The sequence below is a fragment of the Variovorax sp. WS11 genome, from assembly GCF_010499245.1.
Lineage (GTDB): Bacteria > Pseudomonadota > Gammaproteobacteria > Burkholderiales > Burkholderiaceae_C > Variovorax.
On sequence record NZ_JAAGOW010000001.1, the window covers coordinates 3,272,584 to 3,289,843 of the forward strand.

Annotated in this window: 16 protein-coding genes; 6 read left to right on the plus strand and 10 right to left on the minus strand. The window is 68.8% G+C overall.

The genetic code is table 11. The features are described from left to right. Positions 1 to 115: 115 nt before the first annotated feature. The 7 genes from GXN78_RS16240 to GXN78_RS16270 all read right to left on the minus strand — a co-directional run bounded on the left by GXN78_RS16240 (position 116) and on the right by GXN78_RS16270 (position 8,564). Complete coding sequence (locus tag GXN78_RS16240; protein WP_106558984.1) at positions 116 to 1,363, minus strand: AMP-binding protein; 1,248 nt, start codon at positions 1,361 to 1,363, stop codon at positions 116 to 118. Between the two features lie 123 nt (positions 1,364 to 1,486). Further along, the gene (locus GXN78_RS16245) at positions 1,487 to 2,299 is read right to left on the minus strand and encodes an ABC transporter ATP-binding protein (protein WP_106558985.1); all 813 of its coding nucleotides are present in this window, start codon (positions 2,297 to 2,299) and stop codon (positions 1,487 to 1,489) included. Between the two features lie 87 nt (positions 2,300 to 2,386). Continuing rightward, positions 2,387 to 3,697, minus strand: coding sequence for an ABC transporter substrate-binding protein (locus GXN78_RS16250; RefSeq protein WP_106558986.1), 1,311 nt, complete (start codon positions 3,695 to 3,697; stop codon positions 2,387 to 2,389). A gap of 53 nt (positions 3,698 to 3,750) precedes the next feature. Next, positions 3,751 to 4,827 carry a branched-chain amino acid ABC transporter permease gene (locus tag GXN78_RS16255; RefSeq protein ID WP_106558987.1) on the minus strand — a complete coding sequence of 359 codons (1,077 nt, stop codon included), beginning with the start codon at positions 4,825 to 4,827 and terminating at the stop codon, positions 3,751 to 3,753. 19 nt (positions 4,828 to 4,846) lie between these two features. Further along, a complete protein-coding gene (locus GXN78_RS16260; protein ID WP_106558988.1) occupies positions 4,847 to 5,776 on the minus strand; it encodes a branched-chain amino acid ABC transporter permease in 930 nt (309 codons plus the stop codon). Continuing rightward, complete coding sequence (locus tag GXN78_RS16265; protein ID WP_106558989.1) at positions 5,776 to 6,609, minus strand: ABC transporter ATP-binding protein; 834 nt, start codon at positions 6,607 to 6,609, stop codon at positions 5,776 to 5,778. The genes GXN78_RS16260 and GXN78_RS16265 overlap by 1 nt, the downstream gene beginning before the upstream one ends. Continuing rightward, entirely contained in the window at positions 6,606 to 8,564 is a 1,959-nt protein-coding gene (locus GXN78_RS16270) for an AMP-binding protein (RefSeq protein ID WP_106558990.1), read from the minus strand. Before GXN78_RS16270 ends, GXN78_RS16265 begins: the two co-directional genes overlap by 4 nt. Positions 8,565 to 8,648: 84 nt before the next feature. On the opposite strand from GXN78_RS16270, the gene GXN78_RS16275 reads away from it, so the two are divergent. Beyond that, positions 8,649 to 9,383: a Crp/Fnr family transcriptional regulator gene (locus GXN78_RS16275; protein ID WP_106558991.1), complete on the plus strand. Its 735-nt coding sequence runs from the start codon at positions 8,649 to 8,651 to the stop codon at positions 9,381 to 9,383. A gap of 8 nt (positions 9,384 to 9,391) precedes the next feature. On the opposite strand, the gene GXN78_RS16280 is transcribed toward GXN78_RS16275, so the two are convergent. Continuing rightward, a complete protein-coding gene (locus tag GXN78_RS16280) occupies positions 9,392 to 10,141 on the minus strand; it encodes an SOS response-associated peptidase family protein (protein WP_164255494.1) in 750 nt (249 codons plus the stop codon). Here GXN78_RS16280 and GXN78_RS16285 point away from each other — a divergent pair. Then, positions 10,140 to 10,904, plus strand: a complete 765-nt coding sequence (locus tag GXN78_RS16285) for an SDR family NAD(P)-dependent oxidoreductase (RefSeq protein WP_106558993.1) — start codon at positions 10,140 to 10,142, stop codon at positions 10,902 to 10,904. The genes GXN78_RS16280 and GXN78_RS16285 overlap by 2 nt on opposite strands. Before the next feature lie 4 nt (positions 10,905 to 10,908). Here GXN78_RS16285 and GXN78_RS16290 read toward each other — a convergent pair whose 3' ends face one another. Beyond that, positions 10,909 to 11,871 carry a tripartite tricarboxylate transporter substrate binding protein gene (locus GXN78_RS16290; RefSeq protein ID WP_106558994.1) on the minus strand — a complete coding sequence of 321 codons (963 nt, stop codon included), beginning with the start codon at positions 11,869 to 11,871 and terminating at the stop codon, positions 10,909 to 10,911. A 147-nt stretch (positions 11,872 to 12,018) separates the two neighbouring features. Next, positions 12,019 to 12,231 carry a hypothetical protein gene (locus GXN78_RS16295; RefSeq protein WP_106558995.1) on the minus strand — a complete coding sequence of 71 codons (213 nt, stop codon included), beginning with the start codon at positions 12,229 to 12,231 and terminating at the stop codon, positions 12,019 to 12,021. Positions 12,232 to 12,568: 337 nt separating this feature from the next. Here GXN78_RS16295 and kdpF point away from each other — a divergent pair, with 337 nt between their 5' ends. Genes kdpF through kdpC form a run of 4 tightly spaced genes read left to right on the plus strand, consistent with a single transcriptional unit; the run spans position 12,569 to position 17,241 of the window. Beyond that, positions 12,569 to 12,667: a K(+)-transporting ATPase subunit F gene (gene kdpF / locus GXN78_RS16300; RefSeq protein WP_106558996.1), complete on the plus strand. Its 99-nt coding sequence runs from the start codon at positions 12,569 to 12,571 to the stop codon at positions 12,665 to 12,667. A gap of 1 nt (position 12,668) precedes the next feature. After that, a complete protein-coding gene (kdpA, locus tag GXN78_RS16305) occupies positions 12,669 to 14,471 on the plus strand; it encodes a potassium-transporting ATPase subunit KdpA (protein ID WP_106558997.1) in 1,803 nt (600 codons plus the stop codon). 11 nt (positions 14,472 to 14,482) lie between these two features. Continuing rightward, complete coding sequence (gene kdpB / locus GXN78_RS16310) at positions 14,483 to 16,651, plus strand: potassium-transporting ATPase subunit KdpB (RefSeq protein WP_106558998.1); 2,169 nt, start codon at positions 14,483 to 14,485, stop codon at positions 16,649 to 16,651. 14 nt (positions 16,652 to 16,665) lie between these two features. Then, entirely contained in the window at positions 16,666 to 17,241 is a 576-nt protein-coding gene (gene kdpC, locus GXN78_RS16315; protein ID WP_106558999.1) for a potassium-transporting ATPase subunit KdpC, read from the plus strand. Positions 17,242 to 17,260 lie beyond the last annotated feature (19 nt).

Below are 17,260 nucleotides of genomic sequence, written 5' to 3' on the forward strand. Positions count from 1 at the left end.
ATCTGATCAATCGTCGCGGAGCGAGTCGGGAAAAACCCGAGCGCACTTCCCCAGCTGCGACATCGCGCGTGCCGGTCCTCAAAAACCCCGCGAATACGATCGACGAAGCCCGGACCTATCGGTAGCTGCGCGCGTCCTCGATCACCTTGCCGTCGTTGGGCAGGCTGCCCGGCTCCATCAGCTCGACCTCCCCGCGCAGCTTGGTGACATCGCGGACCGCCGCGGCAATGCGGCCGGCCAAGCCCTCGGGCTCCGACGCGCATTCGAGCCGGAGCGTCATGCGGTCCTCGCCCATCTCGCCCTCGACCACCAGCCGCGCGCGCCGCACCTCGGGGAAGCGCCGCGCGATCTCCGCCACCTGGCCCGGATGCACGAACATGCCGCGCACCTTCGTGGTCTGGTCGGCGCGGCCGAGCCAGCCCTTGATGCGGGTGTTGGTGCGGCCGGTCGGGCAGCCTCCCGGCAGCACGGCCGAGAGGTCGCCGGTGCCGAAGCGGATCAGCGGGTAATCGGGGTTCAGCGTGGTGACGACGATCTCGCCCACCTCGCCCTCGGGCACCGGGTCGCCGGTGCCGGGGCGCACGATCTCGACGATCACACCCTCGTCGAGCACCAGGCCTTCGCGTGCCGCCGTCTCGTAGGCGATCAGGCCCAGATCGGCGGTCGCGTAGCACTGCATGCCGGCCACGCCGCGCTCGGCGATCCAGTCGCGCAGGCTGGGGGGGAAGGCCTCGCCCGAGACCAGCGCCTTGGTCAGCGAGGGCAGGGGGATGCCCCGCTCGGCCGCCTTCTCCAGCAGGATCTTCAGGAAGCTGGGCGTGCCGGCATAGCCGGCGGGCTTGAGATCGGCGATCGCGTCCACCTGCTGCTCCGTCTGGCCGGTGCCGCCGGCGAACACGGTGCAGCCCAGGGCCCGCGCGCCGCTTTCCATGATCGCGCCGGCCGGCGTCATGTGGTAGCTGAAGCTGTTGTGCACCAGCTCGCCGCTGCGAAAGCCCGCCGCATGCAGCGCGCGCGCCGTGCGCCAGTAGTCGAGCGCCTCGCCCTCGGGCTCGTAGATGGTGCCGGGGCTGGCGAACACGCGCAGCATGCGCGGGCCGAAGCGAATGGCCGAAAAGCCGCCGAAGGGATCGCGCGCGCGCTCGGCCTTCTGCCGCTCCAGCAGCTCGTGCTTGCGCGTGACGGGCAGGCGCGCCAGCGCCTCGCGGCTGTCGATGTCGGCGGGCTTCACCCCGTCGAGGATCTTCGCGAAGGCGGGAGCGGCGGTCTGGGCCTGGGCAATCTGCTTCGGCAACGCAGCCAGCAAGTCCTGCTCGCGCTCCGCCGGGTCGCGCACTTCAAGCGCATCGTAGTAATCATTCATAGCCGTTGTCCTGGATCAGGCCTGTTCGGGGAACACCGCGGAACCGGCTTTGCCGGGCCGCTGGTGTTGCCCCCGGTAGGGGGTGGGCGGCTACACGAAGTGAGCCAACCTGGGGGCGAGCCATTACGCCAACCACCTCTTGCGGCGCTTGTAGCTCTTCACGTCGCGGAAGCTCTTGCGGTCCGCGCCGCCCACGCCCAGGTAGAACTCCTTGACGTCCTCGTTCTCCCTGAGGCTGTGCGCCTCGCCGTCCATCACGATGCGGCCGTTCTCCAGGATGTAGCCGTAGTCGGCATAGCGCAGCGCCATGTTGGTGTTCTGCTCAGCCAGGAGGAAGGTCACGCGCTCCTTCTGGTTCAGGTCCTTCACGATGCCGAAGACCTCGTCCACGATCTGCGGTGCCAGGCCCATCGAGGGCTCGTCGAGCAGCACCATGCTGGGGTTGGCCATCAGCGCGCGGCCGATGGCGCACATCTGCTGCTCGCCGCCCGAGGTGTAGGCGGCCTGCGAGGAGCGCCGCGTCTTCAGGCGCGGGAAGTAGGCGTAGACCTTCTCCAGCGTCTGCGCCACCGCGGCCTTGCCGTCGGTGCGGGTGTAGGCGCCGGTCATCAGGTTGTCCTCGATGGTGAGGTGGGCGAAGCAGTGGCGGCCTTCCATCACCTGGATCAGCCCGCGCCGCACCAGCTCGGCCGGCGACAGCGCCTCGATGCGCTCGCCGCGCAGCGTGATGTTGCCCTTGGTGACCGCGCCGCGCTCGCCCGCGAGCAGGTTCGAGACCGCGCGCAGCGTGGTGGTCTTGCCGGCGCCGTTGCCGCCGAGCAGCGCCACGATGCCGCCCTCGGGCACTTTGAGCGAGACGCCCTTGAGCACCAGGATCACGTGGTTGTAGATGACTTCGATGCCGTTGACGTCGAGGAGGATGTCGGCTTGCTTCATGGTTGTGTGTGGAGCATTTGGAAGCCCGGCGGCGCCGCGCTTCCAGATGCCGGCTCCGGAGAGCCGGGATCGATGGCGATCAGGCGCTCAGGACTGGCAGTCCTCCGGCGGGCGCGCGCTGAGCTTCTTCTCGGCCGCGTACTTGGCCGCGGTGGAGCGAACCAGCGGCTTGATCACCTGCTCGTCGCCCTGCAGCCAGTCGGAGGTGAAGTTCCACTTCGTGCCGTCCCAGGTGTGGATGCGCGCCCAGGAGGCGCCCATGTGGTCGGTGCACGAGGTGCTGATCGGCCGCATCACGCCGGCGAAGCCCAGTGCGTCGAGCTTGGCCTGCGTGAGGTTCAGGTTCTCCAGGCCCCAGCGCACCTGCTCGCCGGTCATGACCTTGCCCTTGCCGAAGCGTTCCTGCGCGGCCCGGATGCCTTCCACGCCGAGCATCGCGCTCATCGCGCCGCGCATGTAGAGCACCTGGCCGACCTCGTTGCGCGGGCCGGTGCCCTGGCCCTTCTCGTGCACCATCGCCAGCACGTCCTTGACCACCTTCGACTGCGGCTCCGCGCCATGCTGCATGGTCACGGCGTTGTAGCCCTTGGCGCCGTCGCCCACGTCCTTCACGTCGGGCTCGGCGCCGGCCCACCATACGCCGTACATCTTCTCGCGCGGGTAGCCGGTGGCCTGGGCTTCCTTGAGCGCGGTGGAGTTCATCACGCCCCAGCCCCACAGCAGCACGTAGTCGGGCCGGTTCTGGCGAATCTGCAGCCAGGTCGCCTTCTGCTCGACGCCGGGCGAGGTCACCGGCAGCAGCTGCAGGTCGAAGCCGTGCAGCTTGGCGCGCTCCTGCAGCAGCGGGATCGGCTCCTTGCCGTAGGGGCTGTCGTGGTAGACCAGGGCCAGCTTCTTGCCCTTGAGCTTGTCCAGCCCGCCCTCCTTCTTGGCGATGGCCTGCAGGATCGCGTCGGAGGCCACCCAGTAGGTGCCGGCGATCGGGAAGTTCCACTTGAACACGGTGCCGTCGGCGCTCTCGCTGCGGCCGTAGCCGATGGTCACCACCGGGATCTTGTCCACCGGCGCCTTCTCGGTGATGGCGAAGGTCGCGCCGGTCGACAGCGGCTGCACGAACGAGGCCCCCTTGCTCTTGAGCCGCTCGTAGCACTCGACGCTGCGCGCGGTGTCGTAGCCGGTCTCGCATTCTTCGAAGCTGAGCTTGACGCCGTTGAGGCCGCCGCGGGCGTTCACCAGCTTGAAGTAGTCGACATAGCCGTTGGCCCAGGGCGCGCCGTTGGGCGCGAAGGCGCCCGTGCGATACGACAGCACCGGGATGAACTGCTCTTTGGTCTGCGCGACGGCGGCCAGGCAGGTCATGCACGCGGCCGCGGCGATGACGGAACTGAGGACTCTCATGATTGTCTCCTTGGGTCGGTTCTAGGGTGCGGGGGATTCTGCGAAGCGCGGTATCAATAAGGGAAGGGCCACAGCCGCAGCTTCTGCTTGGCCGTGGACCACAGCCGCGCCAGCCCGTGCGGCTCCACGATCAGGAACCACACGATCAGGCCGCCGAAGATCATCAGCTCGGCATGCGCGATGCCCGCGGTCGAGATCTCGATGCCGAACAGCCCGGCCAAGAGCGGCAGGAACTGGTTGAGCGCGATCGGCAGGACCACGATGAAGGCCGCGCCGAAGAAGCTGCCCATGATCGAGCCCAGCCCGCCGATGATCACCATGAACAGCAGCCGGAAGGAGTAGTCCACCGAGAAGGCCGAGGGCTCCCACGCGCCCAGGTAGATGAAGGCCCACAGCGCGCCTGCCAGCCCGATGATGAAGGAGCTCACGGCAAAGGCGCTGAGCTTGGCGTACATCGGGCGGATGCCGATCACCGCCGCGGCCACGTCCATGTCGCGAATCGCCATCCACTCGCGCCCGATGGCGCCGCGCACCAGGTTCTTGGCCATCAGCGCGACCAGGGCCAGCACGACCAGGCAGAACAGGTACTTGCTCACCGCGCTCTCGATCGGCAGCCCGAACACCTGCAGGTTCGACACCGCCACCGAGCCCGAGGGCGTGTCGAGCGTGAACCACTTGATGCGCAGGAACATCCAGTCGGCGAAGAACTGCGCCGCGAGCGTGGCGACCGCCAGGTACAGGCCGCGCACCCGCAGGCTCGGCAGCCCGAACAGGATGCCGAAGGCGGTGGCGCACAGCCCGCCGAGGATCAGCGCCGGGATCAGCGGCATGTTCGGAACGCGGGCGAAGAAGTTGTAGGCGCCGTAGGCTCCCACCGCCATGAACGCGCCCGAGCCCAGCGAGATCTGGCCGCAGTAGCCCACCAGGATGTTCACGCCCACCGCGGCCAGCGAGAAGATCAGGAAGGGGATCAGGATGGCCCGGAACAGGTAGTCGCTCGCCAGCAGCGGCACGCCGACGACGGCGAAAGCCAGCAGCAACACGATGAACACGCGGTCCTGCAGGATCGGGAAGACCTGCTGGTCGGCGCGGTAGCTGGTCTTGAACTGGCCGTTTTCGCGGTAGAGCATGGGGTGGGTCTTTCCGCGCTCACACGCGATCGATGATCTTTTCGCCGAACAGCCCCTGCGGCCGGAACAGCAGGAACAGGAGCGCGAGCACGTAGGCGAACCAGATCTCGATGCCGCCGCCCACCAGCGGCCCGAGGTAGACCTCCGACAGCTTCTCGCCGACGCCGATGATCAGCCCGCCGAGGATGGCGCCGGGCACCGAGGTCAGCCCGCCGAGGATGACGACCGGCAGCGCGCGCAGCGCCACCGTGGCCAGCGAGAACTGCACGCCCAGCTTGCTGCCCCAGATCATCCCGGCCACCAGCGCCACCACGCCCGCCACGCACCACACGATGACCCAGATGCGCGCCAGCGGGATGCCGACGGACTGCGCGGCCTGGTGGTCGTCGGCCACCGCCCGCAGCGCGCGGCCGGTGCCGGTCTTCTGGAAGAACAGCGACAGCAGCGCCACCAGCGCGGCGGCGATCGCGGCGGCGATCAGGTCCTCCTTGTTCAGCAGGATGCCGCCCTGGAACGCCGACTCGAAGGCGAAGATCGGCTCCTTGGGCATGCCGATGTCGATCTTGTAGATGTTGCTGCCGAAGATGGTCTGGCCCAGCCCGTCGATGAAGTAGGTGATACCCAGCGTGGCCATCAGCAGCGTGGCGCCTTCCTGGTTGACCAAGTGCCGCAGCACCAGCCGCTCCACCAGCCAGGCCACCGCGAACATCACGGCGCCGGCCAGCACGAAGGCCGCGAGATTGGCGAACCAGCGGTTCTCGATGCCGGTCCACTGCGGCACCCACTCGGCGAAGCGCGCCATCGCCAGCGCGGCGAACAGCACCATCGCACCCTGCGCGAAGTTGAAGACGCCGGAGGCCTTGTAGATCAGCACGAAGCCCAGCGCGATCAGCGAATAGAGCATGCCGACCATCAGGCCGCCGAAGAGTGTTTCGAGAAAAAAGCCCATCAGTGTTCCGTCCCGAGGTAAGCCCGGATCACGTCCTCGTTGTTGCGCACTTCGTGGGGCGTGCCGTCGCCGATCTTCTTGCCGTAGTCGAGCACCACCACGCGGTCCGAGATGTCCATCACCACGCCCATGTCGTGCTCGATCAGCACGATGGTGGTGCCGAACTCGTCGTTCACGTCGAGGATGAAGCGGCTCATGTCCTGCTTCTCCTCCACGTTCATGCCGGCCATGGGCTCGTCCAGCAGCAGCACCTGCGGCTCCATCGCCAGCGCGCGGCCCAGGTCCACGCGCTTCTGCAGGCCGTAGGGCAGGCGGCCCACCGGCGTCTTGCGGTGCGGCTGGATCTCGAGGAAGTCGATGATCCGCTCGACGGACTCGCGTTGCGCGATCTCCTCGCGCTCGGCCGGGCCCCAGCGCAGCGCCTGGGCGAGCAGGCCGCTCTTCATCTTGAGGTTGCGGCCCGTCATGATGTTGTCGAGCACGCTCATGCCCTTGAACAGGGCCAGGTTCTGGAAGGTGCGTGCCACGCCCATCTCGGCCACCTGGCGCGAGTTCATGTGCCGAAAGTGCTGCCCGCGGAAGGTGATCGAGCCCTGCTGCGGTTGGTAGACGCCGTTGATGCAGTTGAGCATCGAACTCTTGCCCGCGCCATTGGGGCCGATGATGGCGCGTACCTCGTGCTCGCGCACGTCGAAGCTGATGTCGGCCAACGCCTTCACGCCGCCGAAGGACAGGCTGATGTTCTGCACGTCCAGGATCACCTCGCCGATCCGGCGCCCGCCGTGGGTCGCGCTGGCGAGCATGGCGGTCTCGGCGGTGTTCTGCGCGTTCATGCGGCGGCCTTCATCGGGGGGAAGCGCTTGGCTTCGACGATCTTCAGCGTGGCGTTCACCACGCCCGTGCGCCCGTCCTCGAACTTGACCTGGGTCTCGATGTACTGCTCGGCCTTGCCGCCGTAGAGCGCATCGACCAGCACGCGGTACTTCTCCGCGATGAAGCCGCGCCGCACCTTGCGGGTGCGGGTGAGCTCGTCGTCGTCGGGGTCCAGCTCCTTGTGCAGCACCAGGAAGCGGGCGATCTGGGTGTCGCCCATGCCCTCCTCGCCGGCCAGGTCGGCGTTGACCTTCTCCACGCATTCGGCGATCAGCTGCAGCACCTCGGGCTTGCCGGCCAGGTCCACGTAGCCGCCGTAGGGCAGGCCGCGGCGCTCGGCCCAGTTGCCCACCGCCTCGAAGTCGATGTTGATCGCCGCGCAGACCTCCTCGCGCCCGTTGCCGAAGCACACCGCTTCCTTGATCTGCGGAAAGAACTTGAGCTTGTTCTCGATGTAGTTGGGCGCGAACATCGCGCCGCGCGAGAGCTTGCCCACGTCCTTGGCGCGGTCGATGATGCGCAGGTGGCCCTCGGCGTCGATCACGCCGGCATCGCCGGTGTGGAAGTAGCCCTCGGCATCGAGCACCTCGGCCGTCGCGTCGGGCCGCTTGTAGTACCCCTGGAGCACCGAGACGCCGCGCACCAGCACTTCGCCGTCGGGTGCGATGCGCAGCTCGATGCCGGGCGCCGCGCTGCCCACGGTCTGCAGCTTCACCTTGCCGTCCTGCTGCAGGCACACGTAGGCGCAGGTCTCGGTCTGGCCGTAGAACTGCTTGAGGTTGACGCCGATCGATCGGTAGAAGCGGAACAGGTCGGGCCCGATCGCCGCGCCCGCGGTGTAGGCCACGCGGATGCGGCTCATGCCCAGCACGTTGCGCAGCGGCCCGTAGATCAGCAGGTCGCCCAGGCCGTAGAGCAGCCGGTCGCCCAGGCCCACCTTCGCGCCGTTCAGAATGTCGGCGCCCACGCGCTGTGCCAGCGCCATGAACTTCGCGTAGAGCCAGCGCTTGGGCGCCGCCGCGTCCTCCATGCGGATCGACACGGCCGTGAGCAGCCCCTCGAAGGTGCGCGGCGGGCCGAAGTAGTAGCTGGGCCCGATCTCGCGCATGTCGTTCATCACCGTGGCCGAGGACTCCGGGCAGTTGAGCGTGAAGCCGCCCACCAGCCATTGCGCCACCGAGAACAGGTGGTCGCCGACCCAGGCCATCGGCAGGTAGCTCATGATGTTGTCGCCGGGGCCGAGCCCGTCGGTCTCGACGCCGCCGCGGCCCGCCGCGATGAAGCTGGCGTGCGTCTGGCACACGCCCTTGGGCCGGCCGGTGGTGCCCGAGGTGTAGAGGATCACGGCGACGTCGCCGGGCTCGACGCCGTTCAGGCTTTGCTCGAAGAAAGCCGGCTGCGCGCCGTCGAAGGCGCGGCCCAGCGCGCGCAGGGCCTCGTAGCCGAGCAGGCCCGGCTGCTCGTAGTGGCGCAGCCCGCGCGGGTCGTCGTAGACGATGCGGCGCAGGCCCGGCTTGCCCTGGGCCGCCATCAGCTCGCGGCATTCGAGCAGCTTGTCGACCTGCTCCTGGTCCTCGGCGATCACGAAGTCGATGGCCGCGTCTTCCAGCATGAAGACCATCTCGCCCGCCACCGCGTCCTGGTACAGCGGCACCGGCACGCCGCGCAGGCTCTGCGCCGCCACCACCGCCATGTACAGGTGCGGCCGGTTGGCGCCGACGATCGCCAGGTTGTCGCCCGGCTTGAAGCCCAGGCTGGCGAGCCCGCAGGCGAGCTCGCGCACCTCGCGGGCGACGGCCGACCAGCTCCAGGTCTGCCAGATGCCGAGGTCCTTCTCGCGCACGGCCGGCGCGTCGGGCTGGCGCTGCGCATGGGCCAGCAGCAGGCGGGGAAAGGTGTTGGCGTTGGTTTGCACGATGGGCGGACTGTAGAACCCCGCTTGTCGCCAACTTGTCGTTTCAACGACAATCCTAGGGACAGTACTCCCCGGAGTTTCCCGATGAGCCACGGCAATTCCAGCGGCACTTCTTCCCTGCGCGAGCGCGTGCGGCCGGCCACCGCCGAGGAGCTGCAGAACATTCCCTGGCTTCACACGCTGACGCCCGCCGAACGCCGCCGCGCGGAGGCCGCGGTGGTGGTGGGCGACGCCGAACCCGGCGACCTGGTGTGCCGCATCGGCCGCTCGCCCACCTTCTGGTTCGGCGTGGTCGAGGGCCTGCTCAAGATGAGCAACGACAACGCCGACGGCACCTCCATGACCTACAGCGGCCTGCCGCCGGGCGGCTGGTTCGGCGAGGGCACGGCGCTCAAGCGCGAGCCCTATCGCTACAACATCCAGGCGCTGCGGCGCAGCGTGGTGGCGGGCCTGCCGGTGGACGATTTCCACTGGCTGCTGGACCACTCGATCGGCTTCAACCGCTTCGTCATGAACCAGCTCAACGAGCGCCTCGGCCAGTTCATCGCCGCGCGCGAGGCCGATCGGCTCAACGACCCCGATGCGCGCGTCGCGCGCAACCTGGCGGCGCTCTTCAATCCGGTGCTCTTCCCCGGCGTGGGCGAACTGCTGCGCATCACGCAGCAGGAGCTGGCCTACCTGATCGGGCTCTCGCGCCAGCGCGTCAACGAGGCGCTGCGCACCTTGCAGGCCGAGGGTGCGATCCGCGTCGAGTACGGCGGGCTGCGCGTGCTCGACCTCGCGGCCTTGCGTGCGGGCGGGGTGGCGGGCAGGGAGTGATCAGGCGATCACGCCTCGGGCGCCCTTTCCGGCAGGGGAATGCCGGAGTCGCGGATGATCGCGCGGCGCACCAGCTTGTCGAGCGCGTAGGGGCGCAGGTAGGCGGCCGTCTCCTCGACCGGGCAATGCAGCCAGTCGTCGATCCAGGCCTCGCGCAGGAACACCACGCGGCGCTGCGAGGGTTGCTCCACGGCCGGCAGCGTCAGCAGCGCGAAGCTCTCGACGCACTCGCCGTCCGGGGCCCGCCAGCCGTTCCACAGGCCGGCCATCGCCAGCGGCTGGCCATCGGCGCGGGTGACGCGCACCACCTGATCTTCGCTGTCGCCGCGGCGGTACAGCGCATCGGCCAGCACCACGCAGCGGTGGCCGCGCTTCCAGGGCTGGTAGAAGTTGCGTTCGCTCGCGGCCGTTTCGCCACGGGCCTCGAAGGTGTGGGGGTAGTCGCGCTCCTTGGCGAACAGGGGGACCAGGCCCCAGCGGCCCTCGGCCGCCTCGAAGCGCGCGGTGATGGCGCTGCCCTCGCGGTCGCCCCGCGGCCGGCGGATGAAGACGCCCTGCCCACCCGGCCGCACCACCGAGGGCTGCGCAGGGCCGGCCAGGCCGAAGCTCTCGGCAAAATGGCGCGCGTCGCTGGCAGGCTCGTACTGGATGGGCATCGGCTGAATGTAAGAAGCCGCCTCGCGCTTCGTCAATCCGCCGATAGCATGCGAGCCACACGGCATGTCGCCGTCGATGACGCATTTCACGAGAACCGCCATGAATTCACGCCAACTCACCATCATCACCGGCGCCTCGCGCGGCCTGGGCCGCGCCATGGCCGAGCAACTGCTGGCGCAGCCGGGCCATCGCCTGCTGTGCATCGCGCGCCGGGCCGACGAGCAGCTCGCCGCGCGCGCACGCGAAGCAGGCGCCGAGCTCGAGCAATGGCAGCAGGACCTCACCGACCCGGTGCCGGCGGCGGCCCGGCTCGCGGCTTGGCTGCAGGGCCTGGACGGGCAGTCCTTCGACGGCGTCGCGCTGATTAACAACGCCGGCGCCGTCGGCCGCATCGGGCCCCTGTCGCAGGCGGTGGCGGCTGAGCTGTCGCAGGCCTTGCGCGTGGGCCTGGAGGCGCCGCTGCTGCTGAGCTCCGCCTTCCTCGGCGCCACCCGCGGCTGGCGCGGCGAGCGCAAGGTGCTCAACATTTCCTCGGGCCTGGGCCGCAACGCCATGGCCAGCCAGGCGCCGTACTGCGCGGCCAAGGCGGGCATGGATCATTTCTCGCGCGCGGTGGCGCTGGAGGAAGAGGCGCTGGGCGGCGGCGCGAAGATCGTCTCGCTCGCGCCCGGCGTGATCGACACCGACATGCAGGTCCAGCTGCGCGAAAGCGATGCCGCCCTGTTCCCGGACCGCGCGCGCTTCGAACGGCTCAAGGCGCAGGGCCAGCTCTGGTCGCCTGACGAGGCAGCGGCGAAGGTGCTGGCCTATCTGGAGCGTGCGGACTTCGGCAGCAAGCCGGTGGCCGATGTGCGCGAGCCCTGATGGGCTATTCGATGGTTGCGCCTGAGGCCTTCACGATGTCGCGCCACTTCAGGTAGTCGGTCTTCAGCAGCGTGCCGAACTGCTCGGGCGTCATGCCTTGCGGCTCGGCGCCCTGGGCGATGATCGCGGCCTTCATCTCGGGCGTGGCCAGCAGCTTGTTCACCTCGGCGTTCAGCGTGGTGACGATCTCCTTCGGCGTCCCAGCGGGCGCGAAGAGGCCGTACCAGGTGCTGACGTCGAAGTCCTTGTAGCCCAGCTCGGCCACGATGGGCACCTCGGGCAGCGAGCTGCTGCGCTTGGCCGAGGTCACGGCCAGCGCGCGCAGCTTGCCGGACTTGATCTGCCCCATCGCCGAGGGCAGCGAGGACACCATCAGGTCCACGTTGCCGGCCAGCACGTCCATCATCGCGGGGTTCGAGCCCTTGTAGGGCACGTGGCGCATCTTGATGTTGGCCGCGCTCTTGAAGATCTCGCCGGCCAGGTGGATGGTGGTGCCGTTGCCGGGCGAGCCGTAGGTGATGGTGTCGGGCGCGGCGCGGGCGGCATCGACCACATCCTTCAGCGTCTTGAACTTCGACTCGGTGCGCGTGACGATCACCACCGGCGTGTAGGCCACATGGGCCACCGCCGCGAGGTCCTTGGTCGGCTCGTAGCTGAGGTTCTTGTAGAGCCAGGGCGCGACGACCATGTTGTCCTTCTGGCCCATCACGATGTCGTAGCCGGTGGGCGCGGCGCGCACCGCTTCCGCGATGCCGATGGTGCCGCCGGCGCCCGCGCGGTTGTCGGGCACCACGGTCCACTTGCTGACCTCCGTCAGCTTGGTGGCCACCAGCCGCGACAGGATGTCGGTGCCGCCGCCGGGCGGGAAGGGCACGATCAGGCGCACGGGCTTGGCGGGATAGGGCTGGGCCTGCACGGCGGCGAAGGCCAGTGCGAGGACGGCGGAGGTCAGCAGCTTTCGGATCATGGGGTGTCTCTTCGTTTCAGGCGCAGCCTGAGGACTGCGCACGCTGGCCGGCAGTGTGCCGGATCGGGCGCAACGAAGGGTACGCGATTCGAGATGCCGCCCTTGCCGAGGGGCGATGGAAGGGCGCGTCTCAGCGCGCCCGCTGCCTCAGTGCACAGTCCGCGCGCCGCCGCTGCCTCGCGCATCGTTGCGCCGCTGCAGCGCCGCAATGCCGGCCATCATGGCCGCGCCGTAGGTGGGCATCGGCCCCTCGGCGGCGTCGATGGGGCGGCAGTCGTTGCCGTCCTGCTTCTGCAGCACCCAGTAGAAGTGGCCGGCAATCGGTTCGTCCACGATGAGTGCGATGGCTTCCGTTTCCATGTGAATCCTCGTCTTTCAGTCCATGCGCCGGTTGTACGCAGGCTCAGGACGAACGGCTAGCAAGGAATTCACAAAGCGGCACGCGCCGTGCCACAAAGGCGCGGCGAGTGTGCAAATGCGCACGGCACGGGCGTCGTTTTTACGCTTTCTTTACGGCCGCCTGCCGACTCTGTTCCCCATCTTTACGTGCGTCTCACGAGACTGCCTGCACGTGCTTCGCATGCAGGAGTTGAAAGATGGATTTCGTTTGGATCGCCGCCATCGCGGTGTTCTGGGTCGTCATGGCGGAGGCGGTCATCGGCCTCGGCAAGCTCGACGCGCCCAAGGGAGAGGCTCAATGATCAGCCTCGATGTGCTCTATGGATTCGCCGGCCTGCTGGCCGTGATCCTCTTCGCCTACTTGGTGTTCGCGCTGATCTGCGCCGAGGAATTCTGAAATGGATGCCTCCGCCTGGACTCTCCTGGGCGTGTTCCTCGTGGTGCTGGGCCTGCTCGCCTGGCCGCTGGGCCGCTGGCTGGCGGCGCTGTGCGAAGGCCGGCTGCCCGCCTGGATGCAGCGCGCCGAAGCGCCGCTCTACAAGCTCGCCGGCGTGGACGCCGAGCGTGCCATGCACTGGCGCGGCTATGCGCTGTCGCTGCTGGCCTTCAATGCCGTCGGCGCACTCGCCGTCTACGGCCTGCAGCGCCTGCAGCACTTGTTGCCGCTGAACCCGGTCGGTATCGGCGCGGTGTCGCCCGACTCGGCCTTCAACACGGCCGTGAGCTTCGTCTCCAACACCAACTGGCAGGGCTATGCCGGCGAGTCGACCATGAGCTATCTCACGCAGATGCTGGGGCTCACGGTGCAGAACTTTCTCTCCGCCGCCACCGGCATCGCGGTCGCCTTCGCGCTGGCGCGCGGCTTCGCAGCGCGCAACACCGACGGCAGAGGCTTCGTCGGCAACTTCTGGACGGACGTGACCCGCATCACCGCCTGGCTGCTGCTGCCGATCTCGTTCGTGATCGCCATGGTATTCGTGGGCCAGGGCGTGATCCAGAACTTCGACACCTACAAGACGGTGACGACGCTGGAAGCCACCGCCTACCAGAACCCCAAGCTCGATGCCGCCGGCCAGCCGCTGAAGGACGCGGCCGGCAACGCGGTGACCGAGGCCGCGAGCACCACCACCCAGACCCTGGCCATGGGCCCGGTCGCCTCGCAGGAGGCGATCAAGATGCTGGGCACCAACGGCGGCGGCTTCTTCAACGCCAACTCGGCGCACCCCTACGAGAACCCGACGGCGCTCGCGAACTTCGTGCAAATGATCGCGATCTTCCTGATCCCGGCCGCGCTGTGCTTCGCCTTCGGCCGCGTGGTCGGCGACCCGCGCCAGGGCTGGGCCATCCTCGCGGCGATGACGGTGCTGTTCGTGCTGGCCGTGATCGCGGTGATCCCGGCCGAGCACGCCGGCAACCCGCTCCTGCCGCCGCTCGGCGTCGACCAGGCGGCCAGCGCGCTGCAGGCCGGCGGCAACATGGAAGGCAAGGAGGTGCGCTTCGGCATCGACGCCTCCGCGCTCTTCGCGGCCATCACCACCGCCGCCTCCTGCGGCGCGGTGATCGCGATGCACGACTCCTTCACCCCGCTGGGCGGCATGGTGCCGCTGGTGCTGATGCAGCTCGGCGAGGTGGTGTTCGGCGGCGTCGGCACGGGCCTCTACGGCATGCTGATCTTCGCGGTGCTGGCGGTGTTCATCGCCGGCCTGATGATCGGCCGCACGCCCGAGTACCTGGGCAAGAAGATCGAGATCCGCGAGATGAAGCTGAGCTCGATCGCGATCCTGGTCACGCCGATCCTCGTGCTGGCCGGAACCGCCGTCGCCGTCATCGCCGATCCCGGCAAGGCGGGCATCGCGAACCCCGGTGCCCATGGCTTCTCCGAGATCCTCTATGCCTTCACCTCGGCCGGCAACAACAACGGCAGCGCCTTTGCCGGCCTGTCGGCCAACACGCCTTTCTACAACGCGATGCTGGCCGTTGCGATGTGGTTCGGCCGCTTCGGCGTGATTGTGCCGGTGCTCGCCATCGCGGGCTCGCTGGCCGCCAAGAAGCGCCTGCCGGTCACGGCCGGCACCATGCCCACGCACGGCCCGCTGTTCGTGACGCTGCTGATCGGCACCGTGCTGCTGGTGGGCCTTCTCAACTACGTTCCGGCACTCGCCCTGGGCCCGGCCGTCGAACACCTGATGCTGTGGAAATGAGACCGCAGACCATGAAAAAGAATCCCTCCTCGATCCCCCTGGGCGAGCCCGTCCAGGCCGTGGTTGCGGCCGAAGCCAAGGTCCAGGCCAGGAAGAAAAAGCACCTCGGCCTCTTCGACGCCGAGCTGGTGCGCCCCGCCTTGTGGGCCGCCGTCGCCAAGCTGGACCCGCGCGTGCAGTGGCGCAACCCGGTGATGTTCATCGTCTACATCGGCAGCCTCCTCACGACGCTCTTGTGGGTGCATGCGCTGAGCTTCCCGGGCGACACCGGCATGGCGCCGGCCTTCGTGCTGGCGATCTCGATCTGGCTGTGGTTCACCGTGCTCTTCGCCAATTTCGCCGAAGCCCTCGCCGAAGGCCGCAGCAAGGCGCAAGCGGCCTCGCTGCGCGGCCTGCGCAAGGACACCTGGGCCAAGAAGATGGTCGAGCCGTACCACGGCGGCAAGTGGCTGCCGTTGCAGGCACCCGAGCTGCGCCGCGGCGACGTGGTGCTGGTCGAGGCCCACGACGTGATCCCGCTGGACGGCGAGGTGATCGAAGGCGTGGCCTCGGTCGACGAGAGCGCCATCACCGGCGAATCGGCGCCTGTGGTGCGCGAGTCGGGCGGCGACTTCTCGGCCGTGACGGGCGGCACGCGCGTGCTGTCCGACTGGCTGGTGGTGCGCATCACGGTCAACCCGGGCGAGTCCTTCCTCGACCGCATGATCGGCATGGTCGAGGCTGCCAAGCGCCAGAAGACGCCCAACGAGATCGCGCTGACCATCCTGCTGGTCGCGCTGACGCTGGTGTTCCTGATGGTCACGGTCACGCTGCTCCCGTACTCCATCTTCAGCGTGGGCGCGATGCACGCGGGCACGGTGGTGCCGCTGACGGCGCTGGTCGCGCTCCTGGTGTGCCTGATCCCGACCACCATCGGCGGCCTGCTGTCGGCCGTGGGCGTGGCCGGCATGAGCCGCATGATGCAGGCCAACGTGATCGCGACCTCGGGCCGCGCGGTGGAAGCGGCGGGCGACGTCGATGTGCTGCTGCTCGACAAGACCGGCACCATCACGCTCGGCAATCGCCAGGCCAGCGCCTTCCTGCTGGCACCGGGCGTGATGCAGCAGCGGCTGGCACGCGCCGCGCTGCTCGCCTCGCTGGCCGATGAGACGCCCGAGGGCCGCAGCATCGTCGAACTGGCGCACCGTGGTGGCGTCGACGAAACAGGGGCCGAGGGCACGCGCTTCGTGCCCTTCACCGCACAGACGCGCATGAGCGGCGTGGACCTGCCGCCCGCACCCAACAGCCTCGACGCCGACCACGTTCCGCTGCGCAAGGGCGCGGTCGACGCCGTGCGCCGCCACGTGGAGGTGCTCGGCGGCACGATGCCGCCCGAGGTCCTGCGCGCCGCCGACGAGGTTGCACGCCGCGGCAGCACGCCGCTGGCGGTGGCCGAGGGCAAGCGCGTGCTGGGCATCGTCGAGCTCAAGGACATCGTCAAGACCGACATCCGCGAACGCTTCGCCGAACTGCGCCGCATGGGCATCCGCACGGTGATGATCACCGGCGACAACAAGCTCACGGCCGCCGCCATCGCAGCCGAGGCCGGCGTCGACGACTTCCTGGCCGAGGCCACGCCCGAGGACAAGCTGGCGCTGATTCGCAAGTACCAGTCCGAAGGCCGCCTGGTCGCGATGACCGGCGACGGCACCAACGACGCACCCGCGCTGGCGCAGGCCGACGTGGCCGTGGCCATGGGCACGGGCACGCAGGCGGCCAAGGAGGCCGGCAACATGGTCGACCTCGACTCCAACCCGACCAAGCTGCTGGAGGTGGTGGAGACCGGCAAGGCGCTCCTGATGACGCGCGGCTCGCTCACCACCTTCTCGATCGCCAACGACGTGGCGAAGTACTTCGCCATCATCCCGGCGATCTTCGTCTCGACCTATCCGCAGCTTGCGGCGCTCAACGTGATGCGGCTGGCCAGCCCGTCGTCGGCCATCCTGTCGGCGGTGATCTTCAACGCGCTGGTCATCGTGTTCCTGATCCCGCTCGCGCTGAAGGGCGTGCGTTACCGGCCGGTGGGCGCCGCCGCGCTGCTGCGCCGCAATTTGGCGATCTACGGGCTGGGCGGCCTGGTCGTTCCCTTCATCGGCATCAAGCTCATCGACTGGCTGCTGGTCGCCATCCATCTGGTCTGAGGAAAGCCATCCCCATGTTCAAGATTCTTCGTCCCACGCTCGTGATCTTCGTGCTGCTCAGCGCGCTGACCGGGCTTCTCTATCCGCTGGCCGTGACCGGCGCCGCGCAGGCGCTGTTCCCGGCGCAGGCCGAGGGCAGCCTGGTGCTGCGCGGCGGCAAGCCGGTGGGCTCTTCGCTGATCGGCCAGAACTTCAGCGATCCGGCGCACTTCTGGGGCCGCCCCTCGGCCACCGCGCCCATGCCCTACAACGCGGGCGCCTCCAGCGGCTCCAACCAGGGGCCGCTGAACCCGGCGCTGGCCGATGCGGTCAAGAGCCGCGTCGAGGCGCTGCGCGCGGCCGATCCGGGCAACGCGCAGCCGGTGCCGGTGGACCTGGTCACGGCCTCGGCCAGCGGGCTGGATCCGCACATCAGCCCGGCCGCGGCGCGCTACCAGGCGGCGCGCGTGGCGCGGCTGCACAAGCTGCCGCTCGACCGTGTCGAGCAACTGATCGACGATCACACCGAAGGCCGGTGGCTCGGCGTCATCGGCGAGCCGAGGGTGAACGTGCTGGCGCTCAACCTGGCGCTGGATGACGCGTTGCGGTGACGAGGGTGCGATAACCTGC

What these genes read in the sequence shown, in the direction of transcription:
- GXN78_RS16240 (WP_106558984.1), bottom strand. Translation starts at nt 1,363, where the DNA reads ATGAATGATTACTACGATGCGCTTGAAGTGCGCGACCCGGCGGAGCGC.
- GXN78_RS16245 (WP_106558985.1), bottom strand. Translation starts at nt 2,299, where the DNA reads ATGAAGCAAGCCGACATCCTCCTCGACGTCAACGGCATCGAAGTCATC.
- GXN78_RS16250 (WP_106558986.1), bottom strand. Translation starts at nt 3,697, where the DNA reads ATGAGAGTCCTCAGTTCCGTCATCGCCGCGGCCGCGTGCATGACCTGC.
- GXN78_RS16255 (WP_106558987.1), bottom strand. Translation starts at nt 4,827, where the DNA reads ATGCTCTACCGCGAAAACGGCCAGTTCAAGACCAGCTACCGCGCCGAC.
- GXN78_RS16260 (WP_106558988.1), bottom strand. Translation starts at nt 5,776, where the DNA reads ATGGGCTTTTTTCTCGAAACACTCTTCGGCGGCCTGATGGTCGGCATG.
- GXN78_RS16265 (WP_106558989.1), bottom strand. Translation starts at nt 6,609, where the DNA reads ATGAACGCGCAGAACACCGCCGAGACCGCCATGCTCGCCAGCGCGACC.
- GXN78_RS16275 (WP_106558991.1), top strand. Translation starts at nt 8,649, where the DNA reads ATGAGCCACGGCAATTCCAGCGGCACTTCTTCCCTGCGCGAGCGCGTG.
- GXN78_RS16285 (WP_106558993.1), top strand. Translation starts at nt 10,140, where the DNA reads ATGAATTCACGCCAACTCACCATCATCACCGGCGCCTCGCGCGGCCTG.
- GXN78_RS16280 (WP_164255494.1), bottom strand. Translation starts at nt 10,141, where the DNA reads ATGGCGGTTCTCGTGAAATGCGTCATCGACGGCGACATGCCGTGTGGC.
- GXN78_RS16290 (WP_106558994.1), bottom strand. Translation starts at nt 11,871, where the DNA reads ATGATCCGAAAGCTGCTGACCTCCGCCGTCCTCGCACTGGCCTTCGCC.
- GXN78_RS16295 (WP_106558995.1), bottom strand. Translation starts at nt 12,231, where the DNA reads ATGGAAACGGAAGCCATCGCACTCATCGTGGACGAACCGATTGCCGGC.
- kdpF (WP_106558996.1), top strand. Translation starts at nt 12,569, where the DNA reads ATGATCAGCCTCGATGTGCTCTATGGATTCGCCGGCCTGCTGGCCGTG.
- kdpA (WP_106558997.1), top strand. Translation starts at nt 12,669, where the DNA reads ATGGATGCCTCCGCCTGGACTCTCCTGGGCGTGTTCCTCGTGGTGCTG.
- kdpB (WP_106558998.1), top strand. Translation starts at nt 14,483, where the DNA reads ATGAAAAAGAATCCCTCCTCGATCCCCCTGGGCGAGCCCGTCCAGGCC.
- kdpC (WP_106558999.1), top strand. Translation starts at nt 16,666, where the DNA reads ATGTTCAAGATTCTTCGTCCCACGCTCGTGATCTTCGTGCTGCTCAGC.